Source organism: Paracoccus sp. T5, assembly GCF_048538155.2.
Taxonomy (GTDB): Bacteria; Pseudomonadota; Alphaproteobacteria; order Rhodobacterales; family Rhodobacteraceae; genus Paracoccus.
This window is the reverse complement of sequence record NZ_CM135809.1, coordinates 518,590-535,683: the sequence shown is the minus strand read 5'-3', so window position 1 is coordinate 535,683 and position 17,094 is coordinate 518,590. Positions and strand designations below refer to the sequence as shown.

Annotated in this window: 16 protein-coding genes; 1 reads left to right on the top strand and 15 read right to left on the bottom strand. The window is 70.3% G+C overall.

The features are described 5' to 3' along the window. Positions 1-37 precede the first annotated feature (37 nt). The 5 genes from ACNR9W_RS02685 to ACNR9W_RS02665 all read right to left on the bottom strand — a co-directional run bounded on the left by ACNR9W_RS02685 (position 38) and on the right by ACNR9W_RS02665 (position 5,315). Positions 38-1,168, bottom strand: coding sequence for a site-specific DNA-methyltransferase (locus ACNR9W_RS02685; protein WP_419269173.1), 1,131 nt, complete (start codon positions 1,166-1,168; stop codon positions 38-40). 90 nt (positions 1,169-1,258) lie between these two features. Beyond that, on the bottom strand, positions 1,259-1,891 hold the full coding sequence (locus ACNR9W_RS02680; protein ID WP_419269175.1) for a ribonuclease HII: 633 nt from the start codon (positions 1,889-1,891) through the stop codon (positions 1,259-1,261). Continuing rightward, a complete protein-coding gene (locus tag ACNR9W_RS02675) occupies positions 1,888-2,367 on the bottom strand; it encodes an ureidoglycolate lyase (RefSeq protein ID WP_419269176.1) in 480 nt (159 codons plus the stop codon). The genes ACNR9W_RS02680 and ACNR9W_RS02675 overlap by 4 nt, the downstream gene beginning before the upstream one ends. A gap of 10 nt (positions 2,368-2,377) precedes the next feature. Further along, the gene (locus tag ACNR9W_RS02670) at positions 2,378-4,093 is read right to left on the bottom strand and encodes a glycosyl transferase family 90 (RefSeq protein WP_419269177.1); all 1,716 of its coding nucleotides are present in this window, start codon (positions 4,091-4,093) and stop codon (positions 2,378-2,380) included. Between the two features lie 4 nt (positions 4,094-4,097). Next, positions 4,098-5,315: an MFS transporter gene (locus ACNR9W_RS02665; protein WP_419269179.1), complete on the bottom strand. Its 1,218-nt coding sequence runs from the start codon at positions 5,313-5,315 to the stop codon at positions 4,098-4,100. 215 nt (positions 5,316-5,530) lie between these two features. On the opposite strand from ACNR9W_RS02665, the gene ACNR9W_RS02660 reads away from it, so the two are divergent. Then, positions 5,531-6,262 carry a GntR family transcriptional regulator gene (locus ACNR9W_RS02660; RefSeq protein ID WP_419269180.1) on the top strand — a complete coding sequence of 244 codons (732 nt, stop codon included), beginning with the start codon at positions 5,531-5,533 and terminating at the stop codon, positions 6,260-6,262. On the opposite strand, the gene ACNR9W_RS02655 is transcribed toward ACNR9W_RS02660, so the two are convergent. The 10 genes from ACNR9W_RS02655 to ACNR9W_RS02610 are packed head-to-tail and all read right to left on the bottom strand — an operon-like array spanning position 6,259 to position 17,092. Next, entirely contained in the window at positions 6,259-7,782 is a 1,524-nt protein-coding gene (locus ACNR9W_RS02655; RefSeq protein WP_419269182.1) for a class I adenylate-forming enzyme family protein, read from the bottom strand. The genes ACNR9W_RS02660 and ACNR9W_RS02655 overlap by 4 nt on opposite strands. After that, complete coding sequence (locus ACNR9W_RS02650) at positions 7,779-8,588, bottom strand: oxepin-CoA hydrolase, alternative type (protein ID WP_419269183.1); 810 nt, start codon at positions 8,586-8,588, stop codon at positions 7,779-7,781. Before ACNR9W_RS02650 ends, ACNR9W_RS02655 begins: the two co-directional genes overlap by 4 nt. Further along, complete coding sequence (locus ACNR9W_RS02645; RefSeq protein WP_419269184.1) at positions 8,588-8,986, bottom strand: PaaI family thioesterase; 399 nt, start codon at positions 8,984-8,986, stop codon at positions 8,588-8,590. The genes ACNR9W_RS02650 and ACNR9W_RS02645 overlap by 1 nt, the downstream gene beginning before the upstream one ends. After that, complete coding sequence (locus ACNR9W_RS02640; protein ID WP_419269186.1) at positions 8,977-9,975, bottom strand: acyl-CoA dehydrogenase family protein; 999 nt, start codon at positions 9,973-9,975, stop codon at positions 8,977-8,979. Before ACNR9W_RS02640 ends, ACNR9W_RS02645 begins: the two co-directional genes overlap by 10 nt. Before the next feature lie 4 nt (positions 9,976-9,979). Then, complete coding sequence (locus tag ACNR9W_RS02635; RefSeq protein ID WP_419269187.1) at positions 9,980-11,164, bottom strand: acyl-CoA dehydrogenase family protein; 1,185 nt, start codon at positions 11,162-11,164, stop codon at positions 9,980-9,982. Beyond that, a complete protein-coding gene (locus ACNR9W_RS02630; protein WP_419269188.1) occupies positions 11,164-12,339 on the bottom strand; it encodes an acetyl-CoA C-acyltransferase in 1,176 nt (391 codons plus the stop codon). Before ACNR9W_RS02630 ends, ACNR9W_RS02635 begins: the two co-directional genes overlap by 1 nt. Beyond that, entirely contained in the window at positions 12,336-14,420 is a 2,085-nt protein-coding gene (locus ACNR9W_RS02625) for an FAD-dependent oxidoreductase (RefSeq protein ID WP_419269189.1), read from the bottom strand. The genes ACNR9W_RS02630 and ACNR9W_RS02625 overlap by 4 nt, the downstream gene beginning before the upstream one ends. 10 nt (positions 14,421-14,430) lie before the next feature. Continuing rightward, positions 14,431-15,258 (bottom strand): IclR family transcriptional regulator, encoded by an 828-nt coding sequence (locus tag ACNR9W_RS02620; RefSeq protein ID WP_419269190.1) that lies wholly within the window; start codon positions 15,256-15,258, stop codon positions 14,431-14,433. Continuing rightward, complete coding sequence (locus ACNR9W_RS02615; RefSeq protein WP_419269191.1) at positions 15,258-16,586, bottom strand: TRAP transporter large permease; 1,329 nt, start codon at positions 16,584-16,586, stop codon at positions 15,258-15,260. The genes ACNR9W_RS02620 and ACNR9W_RS02615 overlap by 1 nt, the downstream gene beginning before the upstream one ends. Next, the gene (locus ACNR9W_RS02610) at positions 16,586-17,092 is read right to left on the bottom strand and encodes a TRAP transporter small permease (protein WP_419269192.1); all 507 of its coding nucleotides are present in this window, start codon (positions 17,090-17,092) and stop codon (positions 16,586-16,588) included. The genes ACNR9W_RS02615 and ACNR9W_RS02610 overlap by 1 nt, the downstream gene beginning before the upstream one ends. Positions 17,093-17,094 lie beyond the last annotated feature (2 nt).

Sequence of the window (17,094 nt, the reverse complement as noted above, 5' to 3'; positions counted from 1 at the left end):
CGCGGCGCGGCGGAACTGGCGAAACCGGGCGACGCGATCAGTTGGGGCGGGACACCTCGCCCTCCAGTTCGGCGCGGATCTGCTGGCGCAGGATGTCCAGCGGGATCATCTTGCCCTCGCGCCGGAAATGCCAGTAGGTCCAGCCGTTGCAGGAGGGCGCGCCTTCCAGCGCGGCGCCGACCTGGTGGATCGAGCCCTTGACGTCATTGCCGATCAGCGAGCCGTCGGCGCGGACCTTGGCCTTGTGGCGGTTGCCGATGGAGAACAGTTCCTCTCCGGGGCGCAGCATGCCGCGCTCGATCACCTGGCCAAAGGGGATGCGGACCTCGGCCCGCTTGGCGCGGGTGGTGGCGATGGCCTCGGTGTCGAAGCGGCGGACACGGGACAGGCGCCGGGCGGCGACCTCTCGGTAGGCCTCCTCGCGCTCGATGCCGATATAGTCGCGGCCCAGCATCTTGGCGACGGCGCCCGTCGTGCCGGTGCCGAAGAACGGGTCCAGCACCACATCGCCGGGATTGGTCGTCCCGACAATGACGCGGTGCAGCAGGGATTCCGGCTTTTGCGTCGGATGGGCCTTGTCGCCGGCCGCGTCCTTCAGCCGTTCACCGCCGTTGCAGATCGGCAGGACCCAGTCCGAGCGCATCTGCACGCCCTCGTTCAGCGACTTCAGCGCCTCGTAGTTGAAGGTGTATTTCGAGTTTTCCGACTTGGCCGCCCAGATCAGCGTCTCATGGGCGTTGGTCAGGCGCTTGCCGCGAAAGTTCGGCATCGGGTTCGACTTGCGCCAGATCACGTCGTTCATGATCCAGAAGCCCTGGTTCTGAAGCTCGGCCCCGACCCGGAAGATGTTGTGATAGCTGCCGATCACCCAGATGGCGCCGTTCGGTTTCAGCAGGCGGCGCGCGGCGGCCAGCCAGTCGCGGGTGAAGGCGTCGTAGATGGCAAAGGACGAGAACTGGTCCCAGTGGTCGTCCACCGCATCCACCTTGGAATTGTCGGGCCGGTGCAGGTCGCCCTTCAACTGCAGGTTATAGGGCGGGTCGGCAAAGATCAGGTCAACGCTGCCCGCGGGCAGGCTGTTCATGATGTCGATGCAGTCGCCACCCAGGATCTGGTTCAGCGGTAACGGCGGCGCGGAAACCGCGCGCTGGTCCTTGGTCTTCGTCATGGTCTGCCTCTGGGGAAAGCCGGCTTTTTGCCGGTCTGGTATGTCCCAAAGATGATTCAGACCCGATTCGCCGTCAATTTCTTTTTTGAATCAGAGGCTTACCAAAGTGGCTTTACACAAGATGTTGTGGACGGGTGCGAAGGACCGCCTATGATGTGGGGTGACCCCCAAATCTAGGAGGGCCCGTTTATGCGCGGGCGTGGGGTATCCGGCATTCGCCTCCCAGCCATAGCCGGGGTGCTGTTGCGCCAAATCCACCATGATGCGATCGCGCAACACCTTGGCGACGATGGATGCGGCGGCGATCGTCAGGCAGCGCGCGTCGCCCTTGACGATGGCCTGGCCGGGGCAGGACAAGTCGCGCGGCAGGCGGTTGCCGTCCACCAGGACCAGGCAGGGGCGCTGGCGCAGCCCTGCGATGGCGCGGCACATGGCGGCGTGGCTGGCGTGATAGATGTTCAGCGCGTCGATTTCCGCCACGTCGACATGCGCCACGGACCAGTCGCACTGGGCCATGATCCAGTCGGCCAGCTCCTCGCGCCGCCGGGCGGTCAGCTGCTTGCTGTCGTTGAGGCCGGGCGGGATGTTGGCGGGGTCGAGGATCACCGCCGCCGCCGTCACCGGGCCCGCCAGCGGGCCGCGCCCGGCCTCGTCCACGCCGGCGACCAGGCGAGCGCCCTGGGACAGGGCCAGCGTCTCGTGGCTGTAGTCGGGCAGGCTCATGCGGTGATCCGCACGGGCGGGATGCGGACCTCCTCGAGGTTGGTGCCGCTGCCCTCTCGGTCGACGACCAGGAAATCGGCGGCCCGGTCCAGGGGGGTCAGGACGCCGTGCCAGGTGCCCGCGTGCAGGTTCACGCCGGTCCCGGCCGGCACCAGGAAGGCGCGGGGCGTGCCGGGGCGGCCGCCGTCGTCCGGGGCCACGACCGAGAGCCAGGCGTCGGGACCCATCGGCATGAAGGCCTGGCTGCCCAGGGGATGGCGTTCCAGCAGGTCGCAGTCATAGGGCAGGCTGACCGGCGCGCTGCGGAAGATCGAGATGATCGCCTCTCCGCCGCCGCGCTGGACGGTGGCCAGGGCGTGGTGGCGTTCGCAGCGGCCCGCGTTGATCATGCGGTCGGGGGCGGGTCGGGGGGCCAGCACCTCACCGAAGGGGGCGAAGGCTGCGGCGGTCAGGGGTTCGATGCGGATCTGGGTCATGGCCGAGGGTTTAGCGCGCCTGCGCGAGCCCGTCGAGGATGAGGCGCATCAGGTCGGCCCGCGCGGCCGGATCGCGCAGATGGGCGGCCTCGGTCCGGGCGGCGCGGGACATGGCCTGACATTCGTCGGGATGGGCGCGGGCCCAGGCCAGCTTGTTTTTCAGGTCGGTCAGGTGGCGGGCGACGGGGATGAAGTGCTGCCAGGGCTTGAAGCGGCCGGAATAGAAGACCTGCCAGCCATCGTCTTCGGCCAGCAGGACCCCGTTGCTGTCCAGCGCCCCGATGAAGTTCGAGCCGTGGTCGTAGCCGGACAGGCACAGCTGATAGCGGAAGCGCCGGAAGGTCTCGGGTCCGGCGCGGGGCCGGCAAAAGGGTGCCAGCAGCGGGTCGTCGGCGAACCGGCGATAGCCCCAGGCCAGGACCAGCCCCAGGTCGAAGTCGGGGTCGTCGAAATACTGCCGCAGGAAGGCCATCCGGTTGGTGCGGCAGAGGCCCCGCCAGGCCTCGTCGCGCTGGTCGGGGGTCTGGGCCTCGGCCAGGCGGGACAGCCAGACATGGCTGGCGGGGCCGGGCTTGACGCCATCGCGCATCTCGGACCCCGAGATCATGCCGCGCCAGATCAGCCGGTCCTCCTTTTCCTCGAAGGGGATCGGATCGGGCGGCAGGCGCGGATCAAAGCCGGGCAGGCCGATGGCGTGCTGGTCGGGCAAGGGCCAAAGGACCGCGTTCACTGCCCCCGCGCGGCGGTTGTGGCAGAGGACCGGCCGGTCCAGGGCCGCACCTTCGGGGCTGCCGAACCAGCGGCTGTCCTCCATGTCGATCCAGACCGGGTCGCGGCGGTCCAGCGCCAGGATGTCGTTGATGACGGCTTCGGCCCGGATCAGCTTGAAGTGCCGCCCCTCGCGCGCCAGGGCCAGGGGCCGGTCGCCGGGGGGCGTGGCCAGCGTGACCTGCCGCGCCTGGCCCTTTGCGTCGGTCACGGCCCCCGCGCCCCCGGTGCGGCCGTCCCAGTGGCAGGCATAGCCCGAGAGGCCGGAGAGGTCGCCGGGTGCCTGGCGGTCCAGACCTGCCAGGCAGAAGCGGGCGACATCCTCGGCCCAGCCCGGCGGTGCGGGGGTCGGGTCCGGCTGATCCAGAAGCGCCATCAGCCCGGCCTCGGCCCGCCCCGGGCTGGGCCAGCGGGCGATGGGCAGCGTCCGCATCGGCAGCAGCGGGTCCAGCCGTGCGGCCAGGTCGGCGGGGCTGTCGCGGTCGGGATCGACGACGATCAACCGGGGGTCGTCGGCGAAGAGCGCCCGGACCTGGGTCAGATGCGCCTCCAGGTCCTGCTGCCAGATCTGCGGCAGGGCGGGACCAGGCACGCCGCGGTGATGGGCATGGCAGCGCAGCGCGTCGGTCGACAGGCGCCACAACGCCCAAGGGTCGCGGGGCGGGAGGGTCAGCAGGAAATGCGCCCCCGGCAGGCGGTCGCGCAGGAAGGCGGCGCAGCGCCAGGCCTCGAGCGGGGGGCGCCAGTGCGGGGCGTGGCGATAGAGGCCCGCGAACAGCCGCGCCTGGGGCCAGTCCTTCAGCGGCCGCTGTCCCTGCCCCATCGCATAGAGGATATCGGTGGCCAGGCGGCCGCCCTCGTGGCAGGCGGCCTGGTGGCCGTTGGCTTGGAACAGCCGCACCAGCGCGGCCTCCAACGGGCTGTCGGGGCCCAGGTGGACGAAGACAGGCGGCGCCACGGGATCAGCCCGCCATGCGGTCGCGCCGGGGCAGCAGGATCGTCAAAAGCCCCAGGACCGGCAGCACCGAACAGAGCTGGAACACCGTCTGGATGCCGCGCGCATCGGCCAGCACGCCAAGCGCCGCCGCCGCGATCCCGCCCATGCCGAAGGAGAACCCGAAGAAGAGCCCCGCGATCATGCCGGTGCGGCCGGGCACCAGTTCCTGCGCAAAGACCACGATGGCCGGGAAGGCCGAGGCCAGGATCAGCCCGATCAGCACCGCCAGCACGCCCGTGGCCTGTAGTCCCACATGCGGCAGCAGGAGGGTGAAGGGCAGCACGCCCAGGATCGAGACCCAGATCACTGTCAGGGGCCCAACCCGGTCGCCGATGACGCCGCCCAGCATGACGCCCCCTGCCATCCCCACCAGGAACAGGAACAGCATGAGCTGCGCGCCTTGGGTCGAGAGGCCGAACTTGTCGATGGTAAAGAAGGTGAAATAGCTGCTCATCGAGGCGGTGTAGATGTTCTTGGTGAAGACCAGCGCGGCAAGGACCGCGATGGCGCGGATCACCGTGGCGCGCGGCAGGCGCAGCCGCTGGTCGGGGCGGGCGGCGGCGGCGCGGCGGCGCGTCTCGGCCCAGGTTCCGACCCGCCAGAGGATCGCCGCGCCCAGGGCCGCCGCGACCGCGAACCAGGCGACCGCCGGGCGGCCGAGCGGCACCACGATGAAGGCCGCCAGCAGCGGCCCCAGCGAGGTGCCGAAATTGCCGCCCAGCTGGAACACCGACTGCGCCGTGCCATAGCGCCCGCCCGAGGCCAGACGCGCCACGCGCGAGCTTTCGGGATGAAAGACCGCCGAGCCGATGCCGATCAGCATCGCCCCCGCCAGCAGCATCGCGTAGTGATGCGCCGTCGCCAGCAGCACCACCCCCGCCAGGGTCGAGCCCATCCCGAAGGGCAGCGAACGCGGCTGCGGATGCCGGTCCGTGGCCATGCCGATCAGCGGCTGCAGCAGCGAGGCCGTGACCTGGAAGGCCAAGGTCATCACCCCGATCTGGGCGTAGGACAGGGCGAATTCGACCCGCAGCAGCGGATAGATCGCCGCCAGCATCGACTGCATCACGTCGTTGATCATGTGGCAGAGGCTGATCGCCATCAGCACGCCCCAGGAGGTCAGCGGCGCGGCCGGGGCGGCGATCCCGGCCCCCGGGGCCGGCTGCGGGGAGGTCATCTGCATGGTGTCACCAGATTATTGCAGAAAATGCATTTAACAGACGCGCGGGAAAGTCAAAGGAATATCCCCCCTGCCCGCTGCGGCTTCCCGCCGATATGGCCTGATTACCTTGTGCTATAACCTTTTGGACAGCTGCATAAATCTTTTACATGTTCTATCAAGGGTTCACCTTTGTTTATAGCGAGTGTGCCGATATGGCTAATCTGCCCGAAGGGGCGATGGCGCAACTGCGTGCCTCGCCGCCCGATCACAGCCGCAAGCGCCTGAACACCTGGCAGGCGATCCGCGCCGAGGTGCTGCGCCGCATCCGTGCCGGCGAATGGCCCCCCGGCGCCCTGATCCCGACCGAGCAGCACCTGTCGGTCGAGATGGGCTGTGCCCGCGCCACCGTGAACCGGGCGCTGCGCGAACTGGCCGACAGCGGCATCATCCAGCGCCGCCGCAAGGTGGGCACGCGGGTCGCGGCGACGCCCCTGCGCCGCACGACGCTGCGCCTGCCGGCCATCCGGACCGAGATCGAGGGAATGGGCGCGGCCTATTCCTATCAGCTGACCGAATGCGAGGCCCGCCTGCCCACGCCCGAGGCGATGCGGGCGCTGCAGGTCGACGCACAGGACGTGCTGCTGCTGGTCATGTCGCGCCACATGGCCGACGGGCAGCCCCATTGCAGCGAGGCCATCTGGCTGAACCCTCGCGCCCTGGCCACGCCCGACGCCACGGTCTTTGCCGTCGAGCCGCCGCAGGAATGGCTGGCGCGGACCCTGCCGGTGACGCAGAGCAGCTTTTCGATCCTGGCGGAACCCGCCGGCGGGACCTGCGCGCTGAACCTGGGGGTCGATCCGGGGACGCCCGTCCTGACGATCGAGCGGGTGAATTCTATGGATGCGCTGCCCGTGTCCTTTGCGCGGCAGTTCTATCCACCCAAGCACCGGCTGATCTTTGACGACTAGGTCCGCGGATCTTCCGCCAGCAACGCCGCGAAATGGTCCAGCAGGCGGTGTTTCAGCACCTTGCCTGTGGCCGCGGCGGGCAGCGGGCCGGTCAGCAGGATGCGCGTCGGCCGCTTGTAGGCCGACAGCCGCGCCGCCGCATGGGCGGCCAGCGCCTCGGCCGTGACGGAGCCCGGCGCGACCAGCTGGCAGAAGGCCAGAACATCCTCGTCCCCGCCCTCGCGCGCGCGGCCGATCACGGCGGTCTGCAGGACGGCCGGGTGGTCGTTCAGCGCGGCCTCGACCTCGGGCGGATAGACATTGAAGCCGCCGCGGATGATCAGCTCCTTGCTGCGGCCGACGATATGCAGCCGGCCCTGGTCGTCGATCCGGCCCAGATCGCCGGTATGCATCCAGCCGTGATTGTCCAGCACCTGCGCGGTGGCCTGCGGATTGCGGAAATAGCCGCGCATGACATGGGGGCCGCGGGTCAGCACCTCGCCGGTGCCGGGTTCGCGTCCGACCGAGGCATCCAGCGCGATTTCCACCCCCGGGAGAGGATGGCCGGCCGAGGGGTCGGGATCGCCCTTGGCATTGGTGGTGATGGTCACGCCCGCGGTGGTTTCGGTCATGCCATAGCCGTTCTGCAGCGCGATGCCGTAAAAGGTCTCGGCCCGGCGCTTCCAGTCGGGGTCCAGGGGGGCCGCGCCGCTGCTGACATAGCGCAGGGGGCCGTCGAGGCGGTCCAGCCCGCGGGCGCGCGCCTCGGCCATGATGGCGGCGTGCATCTGCGGGACGGCGGGCAGGACGGTCACGCCCTGCTGCAGCGCGTCGAGGACGGCCGCGGCCGAAAAGCGCGGCGCCAGCCGCAGATGCGCCCCCGCCGAGAGGCCCGCGCACATCATCGAGGTCAGCCCGAAGACATGGGTCAGCGGCAGGACGCCATAGATCAGGTCGCCCGGCACGATGCCGCGCAGCCGGGCCGAGGACTGGCCGCCGAAGATCAGGTTCCCGTGGGTCAGCATCACGCCCTTGGGCGTCCCGGTCGTGCCGGTGGTGTAGAGGATCACGGCCGTCATGCCGGCGTCGGGTTCGACCGCTTCGGGCGTGCTGTCGAAGGGGCCGGAGAGGTACAGCGTGCCCCCCGCCAGGTCCAGCGCGCGCGCGCCGGCCGCGGCGGCATGGGCGCGGGCGGGGTCGCTGACATCGGACAGGTGGACGGTCAGGCGCGGTTCGGTATGGGCGGCGATCTTCTGCAGCTCCGGCCCGGTCATGCGGGCATTGACCGGGACCGCCACCGCATCCATCCGCCCCGCCGCCAGCAGCAGGACCGCGACGGAGGCCGCGTTCTCGGCCACGATCAGCAGGCGGTCGCCGGGGCGCAGGCCCTGGTCGCGCAGGATCTGTTCCGCTTGCGCCGCACGGGCGTCGAGGGCTGAATAGGTCAGCACCTCTCCGGTCCAGTCGGTCAGCGCGGGACAGTCGGAATGGGCGGCGGCGGCCCGGTCGAACAGCTGGTGAAAACGGGTGGCGTCGGTCATGTCCCCTCGCGCAGTCGTCGGAAATCGGGGGCCCGCTTGGCCAGGAAGGCAGTGATGCCCTCGGCGGCCTCGGGCGCGGCAAGGGCATGGGCCATCGCGTCGCGTTCGGCAGCCAGTTGCGCCTCGAAGGCGGTGGCGCGCCAGCCGGTCAGCAGGCGCTTGATGGCGGCCTGGGCCTCGGCCGGGCCCTGGGCCAGCCGGTCGGCCAGGGCCATCGCGGCCATGATCGCCTCGCCCGGATCGGTCAGTTCGTTGATGACGCCCAGCGCATGCAGGCGTTCGGCGGTGACGGGGTGACCGGTCAGGGCCATCTGCGCGGCGATCTGCGGCGGCAGCGCGGCCCCCAGTGCGGCGGTCAGCCCGCCATCGGGCACCAGCCCGGCATTCACATAGGCGGCGGTGAAGCGCGCATCGCGGGCCGCAATTACCATGTCGCAGGCCAGTGCCAGCGACAGGCCCGCGCCGGCCGCGCCCCCCTCGACCACGGCGATCACCGGGCGCGGGCAATGGACCACGGCGCGGATCAGGTCGTTCAGCGCGTCAATGCGGTCGCGGCGCTGGCCCTCGTCCATCTGCTGGGCGGTGATCAGCGTGTTCAGATCGCCGCCGGCGCAGAAGAAATCGCCCTCGCCCATCAGGATCACGGCGCCGATGCGGGGTTCGTCGGCGGCCATGCGCAGCGCCTGGTGCAGCCCGTCGTAGAATTCGGGCGTCAGCGCGTTGCGGCGGGCGGCATTGCGGTTTTCCACCACCAGGCGGTCGCCAAGGTCGCTGATTTCGCAATGCGGGTTGGTGAGGGCGGTCATCATGGCTCCTGTCGGGACTTGCGGAAGACGCCGGTCGCGGTCGCGATCAACGTGCCGTCCCCATGCCGCAACTGGCCCTCGATGAACAGGGTCGCCCGCCCGCCGCCGGTGACGCGGCCGGTGGCCTCGATCCGCCCGGGGCGGCCGGGCGCGAGGTAGTTCACCGTCAGCGACAGGGTGGTGAAGGGGTGCCGCCCGGTCGCGTCCACGGTCAGGCTGCCGGTGGCGCCCATCGCGCTGTCCAGGAGCGTCGCCGCCAGCCCGCCATGCAGCATGCCCTGGCGGTTCAGGTGGCGGTCGTCCAGGTCCAGGCGGCAGCGCGCCCCGGCAGGATCCCCGACATCCAGCACATAGCCGATCAGCGCCTGGGTGCCGGTTTCGTCCCGGATCAGGCCCATGCGGGCTCGCCCCGGGCAAAGCGGTCCAGGTGCCAGTCGGCATCGCCCATCGCGGTGTCGGCGGTCATCAGGCGGCGGACCATGCCGCCCAGCGCGTATTCCTCGGTCATGCCGATGCCGCCATGCAGCTGCACCGATTCCTCGGCGACCAGGCGCGCGACCCGGCCCAGCGTGACCTTGCAGGCTTGGAGATGGCGGTCGCGCAGGAGTGAATCCGCCGTCAGGTGGCCCGACAGGTTCACTACGGCCGAACGCGCCTGTTCGACCTCGACCGCCAGGTCAGCGGCGCGATGGGCCAGCGCCTGAAAGGCGATCAGCGGCTGGCCGAACTGCTTGCGCTGTTTCAGATAATCCAGCGTCAGGTCCACCGCCGCCGTGATGGTGCCAAGGGCATGGGCCGAATGGGCCAGGACGCCGCGCGCCAGCGGCCCGCCGAAATCGGACAGCGCGCCCAGGCGCGTGGCGGGCGTGGCCTCGAAGATCAGGTCGGCGCCGCGCTGCCCGTCCATCATCGGATAGCCGCGCATCGTCAGGCCGGGGGCGCCCGGCTGGACCAGCCACAGCGCGTCGGCGGTGGTGACCAGGATCGCGGCCGCGTCCTCGGCCCCGGCGACCATGGTCTTGCGTCCGGTCAGGCTGTCGCCCTCGGCCCGGATGGCGACGCCGCGGTCATAGCGGGTGCCGGGTTCGGCATCGGCAAAGGCAAGGACCGCCCCTTCGGGAACCTCCTGGCCGGCCTGGGCCAGGGCCGCGCCCGCGATCATCGTGGGGATCAGCGGCAGGGCGGCGCCCGCCCGGCCCAGTTCCTGGAAAATCAGCGCCACGGCGGCGCCCGATCCGTCAAAGCCGCCCTCGTCCTCGGTCAGCAGGGCGGCGATGACGCCGGCCTCGGCCAGGGCGGGCCACAGCCCCTCGCCGGTGTGGCGGGTCAGGATGCCGCGCAGGCTGTCCTGCAGCATGCGGTGGTCGTCGGAAAGCTGGAAGTCCATCGCCTTACCCCTTGGCCAGAGCGCCGGCGATGATGCCGCGCTGGATCTCGTTCGAGCCGCCATAGATCGACAGCTTGCGGTTGTTCAGCCAGGTCGCGGTCGCGGCCAGCACCTCGTCGGCATCCTGGGGCTGGCCCTCGTTGCCGGTGGCCGGCAGCGCCAGGGCATGTCCGCCATAGGCGCGCCTCGTCAGGGCATCCAGCCGCTGGCGGATCTGCGTGCCCTTGATCTTGAGCATGCTGCTTTCGATGCCGGGCGCCTGGCCCTGGGCCGCCGCCGACAGCATCCGCAGGTTAGTGGTGGACATGGCCATCAGCTCGATCTCGACCGCGGCGATCTCGGAGGCGAAGAACGGGTCTTGGGCCAGCGGGCAACCGCGATGGACCTGGGTGCGGGCCAGGCGGTGCAGGTTGTCCAGCGCGGCGGTGGCGAAACCGACGCCCGCGATGTTGGTGCGCTCATGCGTCAGCAGGTATTTGGCATAGGTCCAGCCCTGGTTCTCCTCGCCCACCAGGTTTTCGGCCGGAACCCTGACGTCGTCGAAGAAGACCTCGTTCACCTCGGCTGTGCCGTCCAGCAGGACGATGGGGCGGACGGTGACGCCGGGCGTGGTCATGTCGATCAGCAGAAAGCTGATGCCCTCCTGCTTCTTGCCCTCGGTCGAGGTGCGCACCAGGCAGAAGATCATGTTCGCGTATTGGCCCAGCGTGGTCCAGGTCTTCTGCCCGTTGATGACGTAATGGTCGCCCTGGCGTTCGGCGCGACAGCGCAGCCCGGCCAGGTCCGACCCGGCGCCGGGTTCGGAATAGCCTTGGCACCACCAGTCGTCGCCCTGCAGGATGCGGGGCAGCCAGTAATCCTGCTGTTCCCTGCTGCCGAATTTCTGCAGCACCGGCCCCAGCATCGCGATCCCGAAGGGCACGATGCGCGGCGCATGGGCCAGGGCAGACTCCTCCTCGAAGATGTGGCGCTGGATGGCGGTCCAGCCGGCGCCACCGAATTCGGTGGGCCAGTTGCCGGCCAGCCAGCCGCGCGCATGCAGCCGGGCGTGCCAGCCCTCCATGTCGTCCTTGGTCAGGTGCTGGTGCAGGCGCACCTTGCGGGCCAGCTCCGGGTCCAGCTCGGTCTGCAGAAAGGCGCGGACCTGGTCGCGGAAGGCCAGTTCGTCGGGGGTGAAACGCATGTCCATCAGAAGATCTCCAGCAGTCCGGCCGCGCCCTGCCCGCCGCCGATGCACATGGTGACAACGCCCCATTTCGCGCCCTGCCGGCGGCCTTCGCGCAGAAGGTGGCCGGCGGTGCGGGCGCCGGTCATGCCGAAGGGGTGGCCGATGGAAATCGCGCCGCCGTTGACGTTGTATTTCGCCGGATCGATGCCCAGCGTGTCGCGGCAGTAAAGGCACTGGCTGGCAAAGGCCTCGTTCAGCTCCCACAGGTCGATGTCGGCGACGCTCAGCCCGTGGCGTTCCAGCAGGCGCGGCACGGCGCGGACGGGGCCGATGCCCATCTCGTCGGGGGCGCAGCCGGCGACGGCGAAGCCGTGGAAGGCGCCCAGCGGCTCCAGCCCCTCGGCCGCGGCCAGGTCGGCGTCCATGACCAGCAGCGCCGCGGCGCCATCGGAGAGCTGGGAGGCGTTGCCGGCGGTGATGAAATTGCCGGGGCCGCGCACGGGTTCCAGTTTCGCCAGCGCCTCCAGCGTGGTGCCGGGGCGGTTGCCCTCGTCGGCGGCGATGGTGACCTCGCGTTCGGTGGTCTCGCCGGTGGCCTTGTCGGCGACCTGCATCGTGACGGTCATCGGGATGATCTCGTCGGCAAAGACGCCGGCGGCCTGGGCGGCGGCGGTGCGGGCCTGGGACTGCACCGCATATTCGTCCTGCGCCTCGCGCGAGATGCCATAGCGGGCGGCCACGATGTCGGCGGTCTCGATCATGGTCATGTAGAGGTCGGGGCGGTTCGCCTCGATCCAGGCCTCGCGCGAATGGCGCACGGGCGGCTGGACCAGCGAGATGCTTTCGACGCCGCCGACCAGGATGGCGCGGGCGCCCTCCTGCGCGACCATCTGCGCGCCCATCGCCAGCGCATGCAGGCCCGAGGCGCAGAAGCGGTTGACCGTGGCCCCGGCGATGCTGTCGGGCAGGCCCGCGCGGATCACGGCTTGGCGGCCGATATTGCCGCCGGTGACGTATTCGGGATAGCCGCAGCCCCAGATGCTGTCCTCGATCAGCACGGGGTCGATGCCGGCGCGGTCGATCACGGCGCGGGCGGTGGCCCCGGCCAGCACGGCCCCGTGGGTCTGGTTGAAGGCGCCGCGCTTGGCGCGGCCGATGGCGGTGCGGGCCGCCTGGACGATGACGGGCTGTTTCATGATTTCGTTCCTTCGTTCAGGTCGGCCAGGCTGCGGCCCTGCGCGGCCAGGTCGCGCAGCAGGGGCGCAGCCTGCCAGAAATGGTCGTCTTCGGCGGAAAAGCGGTCGATGTCGGCCAGGATCGCGGGCAGGCCCTGGGCATCGGCCCAGTGCATCGGCCCGCCGCGAAAGCGCGGAAAGCCATAGCCGTTCAGCATCACCACATCGACATCCAAGGGCCGCAGGGCGGTGCCGTCGGCCACGGTGCGCGCGGCCTCGTTCACCATGGCGGCCATGGTGCGGGCGACGATCTCTTCGTCGGTGAAGCTGCGCGGGGTCAGGCCCAGATCCGCCCGGACCCGGTCCAGCAGCGGGGCCAGTTCGGGGTCCTCCTGCGGGGCGCCGTTCCCATAGAGATAGTATCCGCGCCCGGACTTGCGCCCCAGCCGGCCCATTTCGTGCAGGCGGTCGGCAAAGACCGGCACGCGGTCGCGCGGATGGCGCTCGGCCGCCTTGCGCTGGCGCGTCATGTAGCCGATGTCGAGGCCCGCCAGATCGCTGACCGCATAAGGGCCCATCGCAAAGCCGAACTTGGTCAGCGCGCGGTCCACCTGATAGGGCGAGGCCCCGTCCAGCACCATCGCGTCCACCGCCGCGCGGTAATGCGACAGGATGCGGTTGCCGATGAAGCCGTCGCAGACGCCCGCGCGCACCGCGATCTTTTTCAGGCGCCGCGCCAGGGCAAAGGCCGTGGCGGTGACGTCGGGGGCGGTGCGGTCGGCGACCACGACCTCCAGCAAGCGCATGACATGGGCGGGCGAGAAGAAATGAAGCCCGATCACGTCGCCGGGGCGCCCGGTCGCCTCGGCGATGCGGTTCACGTCCAGATAGGAGGTGTTGGTGGCCAGCACCGCGCCGGGCTTTGCCACGCGGTCCAGGGCGGCAAAGACCTGCTCCTTGACCTCCATCGCCTCGAAGACCGCCTCGATGATCAGGTCGGCTTCGCGCAGGGCGGCATAGTCGGTGTCGGTGCGGAAGGCGCCCGACAGGATCGTGTCGCGCCGGGCGGCGGGCAGCTTGCCGCGTGTCACGGCGCCGTCCAGCAGGCCGGCCACGGTCGCGGTGGCCTTTTGCGCGCCGTCGGGATCGCGTTCAATCAAGGTCACGTCCAGCCCCGCCAGCAGGGCCGCGACGGCAATGCCCGCGCCCATCGTGCCGCCGCCGATGACGCCGACCCGGTCCAGCGGCCGCGGGTCGACGCCCTGGATTTCGGGCAGATGCGCGACGGCGCGCTCGGCAAAGAAGGCATGGATCAGGGCGGCGCGCTGCGGGCTGTCCATCAGCGCGCGGAAGGCCGCCCGCTCGACCGCCATGCCTTGGGCGAAGGGCAGGGCAAGCCCCTCGCGCACCGCGTCCACGGCGGTGGCCTGGGCGATCTGGCCGCGCGCGCTGCGGGCCAGGCGTTCGGTCAGGGCCTGCAGTTGCGCGGGATCGACGGCGGGTGCGGGCAGGTCGCGGGTGCGGCGCGGCGGCTGGCCGGCCACGTCATGGGCCAAGTCGAGCGCGGCCTGGGTCAGGTCGCCTTCGGCGATGCGGTCGATCAGGCCGGCCTCCAGCGCCTCGGGGGCCGGGATCTGGCGGGCCGAGGTGATCGCCTCCAGCGCGGCTTGCGTGCCGATCAGGCGCGGCAGGCGCTGGGTGCCGCCGGCACCGGGGATCAGGCCCAGCGTGACCTCGGGGAGGCCCATCCGGGTGGCGGGCGCGGCGATGCGGGCATGGGCGCCCAGCGCCAGTTCCAGCCCCCCTCCCAGCGCGGTGCCGTGCAGCGCGGCCACGACGGGCTTGTCCAGCGCCTCGATCCGGTCGATCAGGGCGGGCAGGAAGGGTTCCGCCGGGGGCTTGCCGAATTCCGAGATGTCGGCCCCCGCGACCCAGGTGCGGCCGGCGCAGAGAATCACCGCCGCATCGGCCTGATCGTCGGCGGCGAAGGCGTCGGCCGCCTGCAGCAGGCCCGCGCGCACAGCCTGGGACAGCGCGTTCACGGGCGGGTTGTCGATGGTGATGACGCCGATCCGGCCCTGGCGGGCATAGGTGACGGGCATGGAACCTCCTTCAGTCATTCAACGCGCCTGACAGGGCCGGGCGCCCTTCGGCGCAGACCAGGCGTTGCAGGCGGGCGACGGTGTCGCGCAGGGTGGGGCCGACCTCGGCATGGATGCGGGCATCGGGCAGGACGTCGTCCAGCGCGCCGCAGGAAAAGACCACCGGCCCCGCCAGCCGCGCCGAACGGAACGGCACCGACACGGCCGAGATCTTGGGCGAATAGCGCAGCTGGTTGCGCACCACCGCATAGCCGTGGCCGATCAGCTGGTCGCGCCCTTCGCGGCGCAGCGCGTCGAAGCTGCCTCCGTCCAGCGGCGGCTCGGGGTGATCGGACAACAGGTCGGCGAACTCCTCGCGCGTGGTGGCGCCCAGCACGGCCAGGCCGGAGGACGAGCCGGCGATGGGCAGTCGGTGCCCAACCTCCAGCCAGATCGAGGCCGCGTGCCGGGGCCGCCAGGTGCGCATGAGGGCGACCTTGTCCCGGTCGCGCACCGCGAAGAGGACCAGCGTCCCAGTCCGGTCCGCCAGGTCCTGCATCATGTCCTGCGCCGGGTCGAGGAAGGACAGCGAGGCCGCCGCCACATGGCCCATCGCCAGCAGCGTCGGGCCGGGGCGATAGCGGTCGTTGCGCTGCGGCTGCGTCAGGTAGCCGAGGCAGCCCAGCGTGAAGGTCAGCCGCGAGACAGTGGATTTCGGCAGGCCGGTCCGTTCGGCCAGCTGTGCGTTGGTCAGCCCGTCGTCATCGGTGCGAAAGGCGCGCAGGACCGACAGCCCGCGGGCCAAGGTGGTGGCGAAGTTGCGGTCGGCTTCGTAATCCGGGCGGGGGCTGTCGGACATCACATGGACCCCGGAAGCAGAAGCGAGATGACCGGGAACAGGATCAGCAGCACCAGGACCAGCAGGTCCACCACCAGAAAGCGCGTCACGCCCGCGAAGATCTTGTCAATGCCCACGTTCTTGGTGACGTTGCTGACCACGAAGACGTTCAGGCCGACGGGCGGGGTGATCAGCCCGATCTCCAGCAGCTTGACGACGATGACGCCGAACCAGATCAGGTTCAGGCCATAGCCCTCGACCAGGGGGACCATGAAGGGCAGCGTCAGGACCATGATGCCGATCGGGTCGAGAAACATGCCCAGGACCAGGTAGATCAGCACCACGACCAGCATCAGCATGGCAAAGGACAGCTGGGCATCCGCGACCACGCCCACTACCGCGCCCGCCATGCCGCTGAGCGCGACGAAGCTGACGAAGATCTTGGCCGCGCCCGCGATCAGGAAGATGGCGGCCGTCTGGACCAGGCTTTCGTGGATCGCGCGCCACAGCACGCCCGGCGACAGGCGGCGCTGGGCAAAGCCGATGGCGATGGTCAGAACGACGCTGACGGCGGCGGCCTCGGTCGCGGTGAAGATGCCGCCATAGATGCCGCCGACGATGACGACGAACAGCATCAGCGCGGGCCAAGCGGCGATGGCGGCCTCCAGGCGGCTGGCCTCGGCGGCCTCGCCGCGCGGGGCGGCGGCGGGATCGCGGGCGACCCACCAGGCGATGACCAGGATCATGCCCGCCAGCGACAGGAGGCCCGGCAGCACGCCCGCCAGGAACAGCTGGGCGATCGAGGTCTCGGTGAAGATGCCGTAGAGGATGAAGAGGACCGAGGGCGGGATCAGCGAGCCCAGCGTGCCGCCGACCGCGACCGAAGAGGTGGCCAGCCGCGGGTCATAGCCCATGCGCAGCATTTCCGGGACGCAGATGCGGCCCATGGTCGAGGCGCAGGCGATCGAGGAGCCCGAGATGGCCGAAAACCCGCCGCAGCCCATGATCGAGGCCATCGCCACGCCGCCGGGCAGCGGCCGCAGCCAGACGGCGGCGGCGTCATAGATGCGCGTCGTGATCCCGGCATAGAAGGCGATGTTGCCCAGGGCCACGAACAGCGGGACCATCGACAGGTCATAGGAATGCACGAGGTCGAAGAAGTTCGAGAAGACGACCGAGCTGGTCGGGTTCAGCGCCCGTTCGGGCGTCCAGCCGCCGGTCCGCGTCGCATAGATCAGGAAGGTGCCGATGCTGGCCACGCCCGCCAGGGCGAAGGCGATGGGCACGCGCATCGCCAGCAGGATCAGGACCAGCGCCATCGCGGCCATGCCGATCGTCATCGGGTCCATCAGCTTACCTCGTTTCCATCGGCATCAAGAATGACGTCGCCCCGGCGCAGCTGCGCCAGATCGCCCCCCAGCAGCACGGCCAGCCGCAGCCACATCAGCACCAGGCCCGCCAGGAACAGGGCGATCCCCGGCCAGCGCGGCAGGTTCAGGTCGCCGTAATAGAATTCGCCAGACCCCCAGGCCTGGGCGGTGACCCGCCCGGCGGCATAGATCAGCGGCACCAGCGCCAGCAGGCCCACGACATGGCCCAGCACGATCAGCCGCGCGCGCAGGGGCGCCGGCATCCGGTCGCTGAGAAAGGTGACGGCGACGTGGCTGCGCGCCGCCGTCGCCGCCGCCATGGGCAGGATGATGGCCGCGACCATCAGTTCCCGCACCAGGATGATCGCGTCGGGCACGCTGGACCCCAGCACCGCGCGCATCACGACATTGGCAAAGATCACCAGGCCAAGCGCGATCAGCGCCAGCACGGAAAGGTCCAGAAGCGTCCGCTCGATCAGGCGCATGG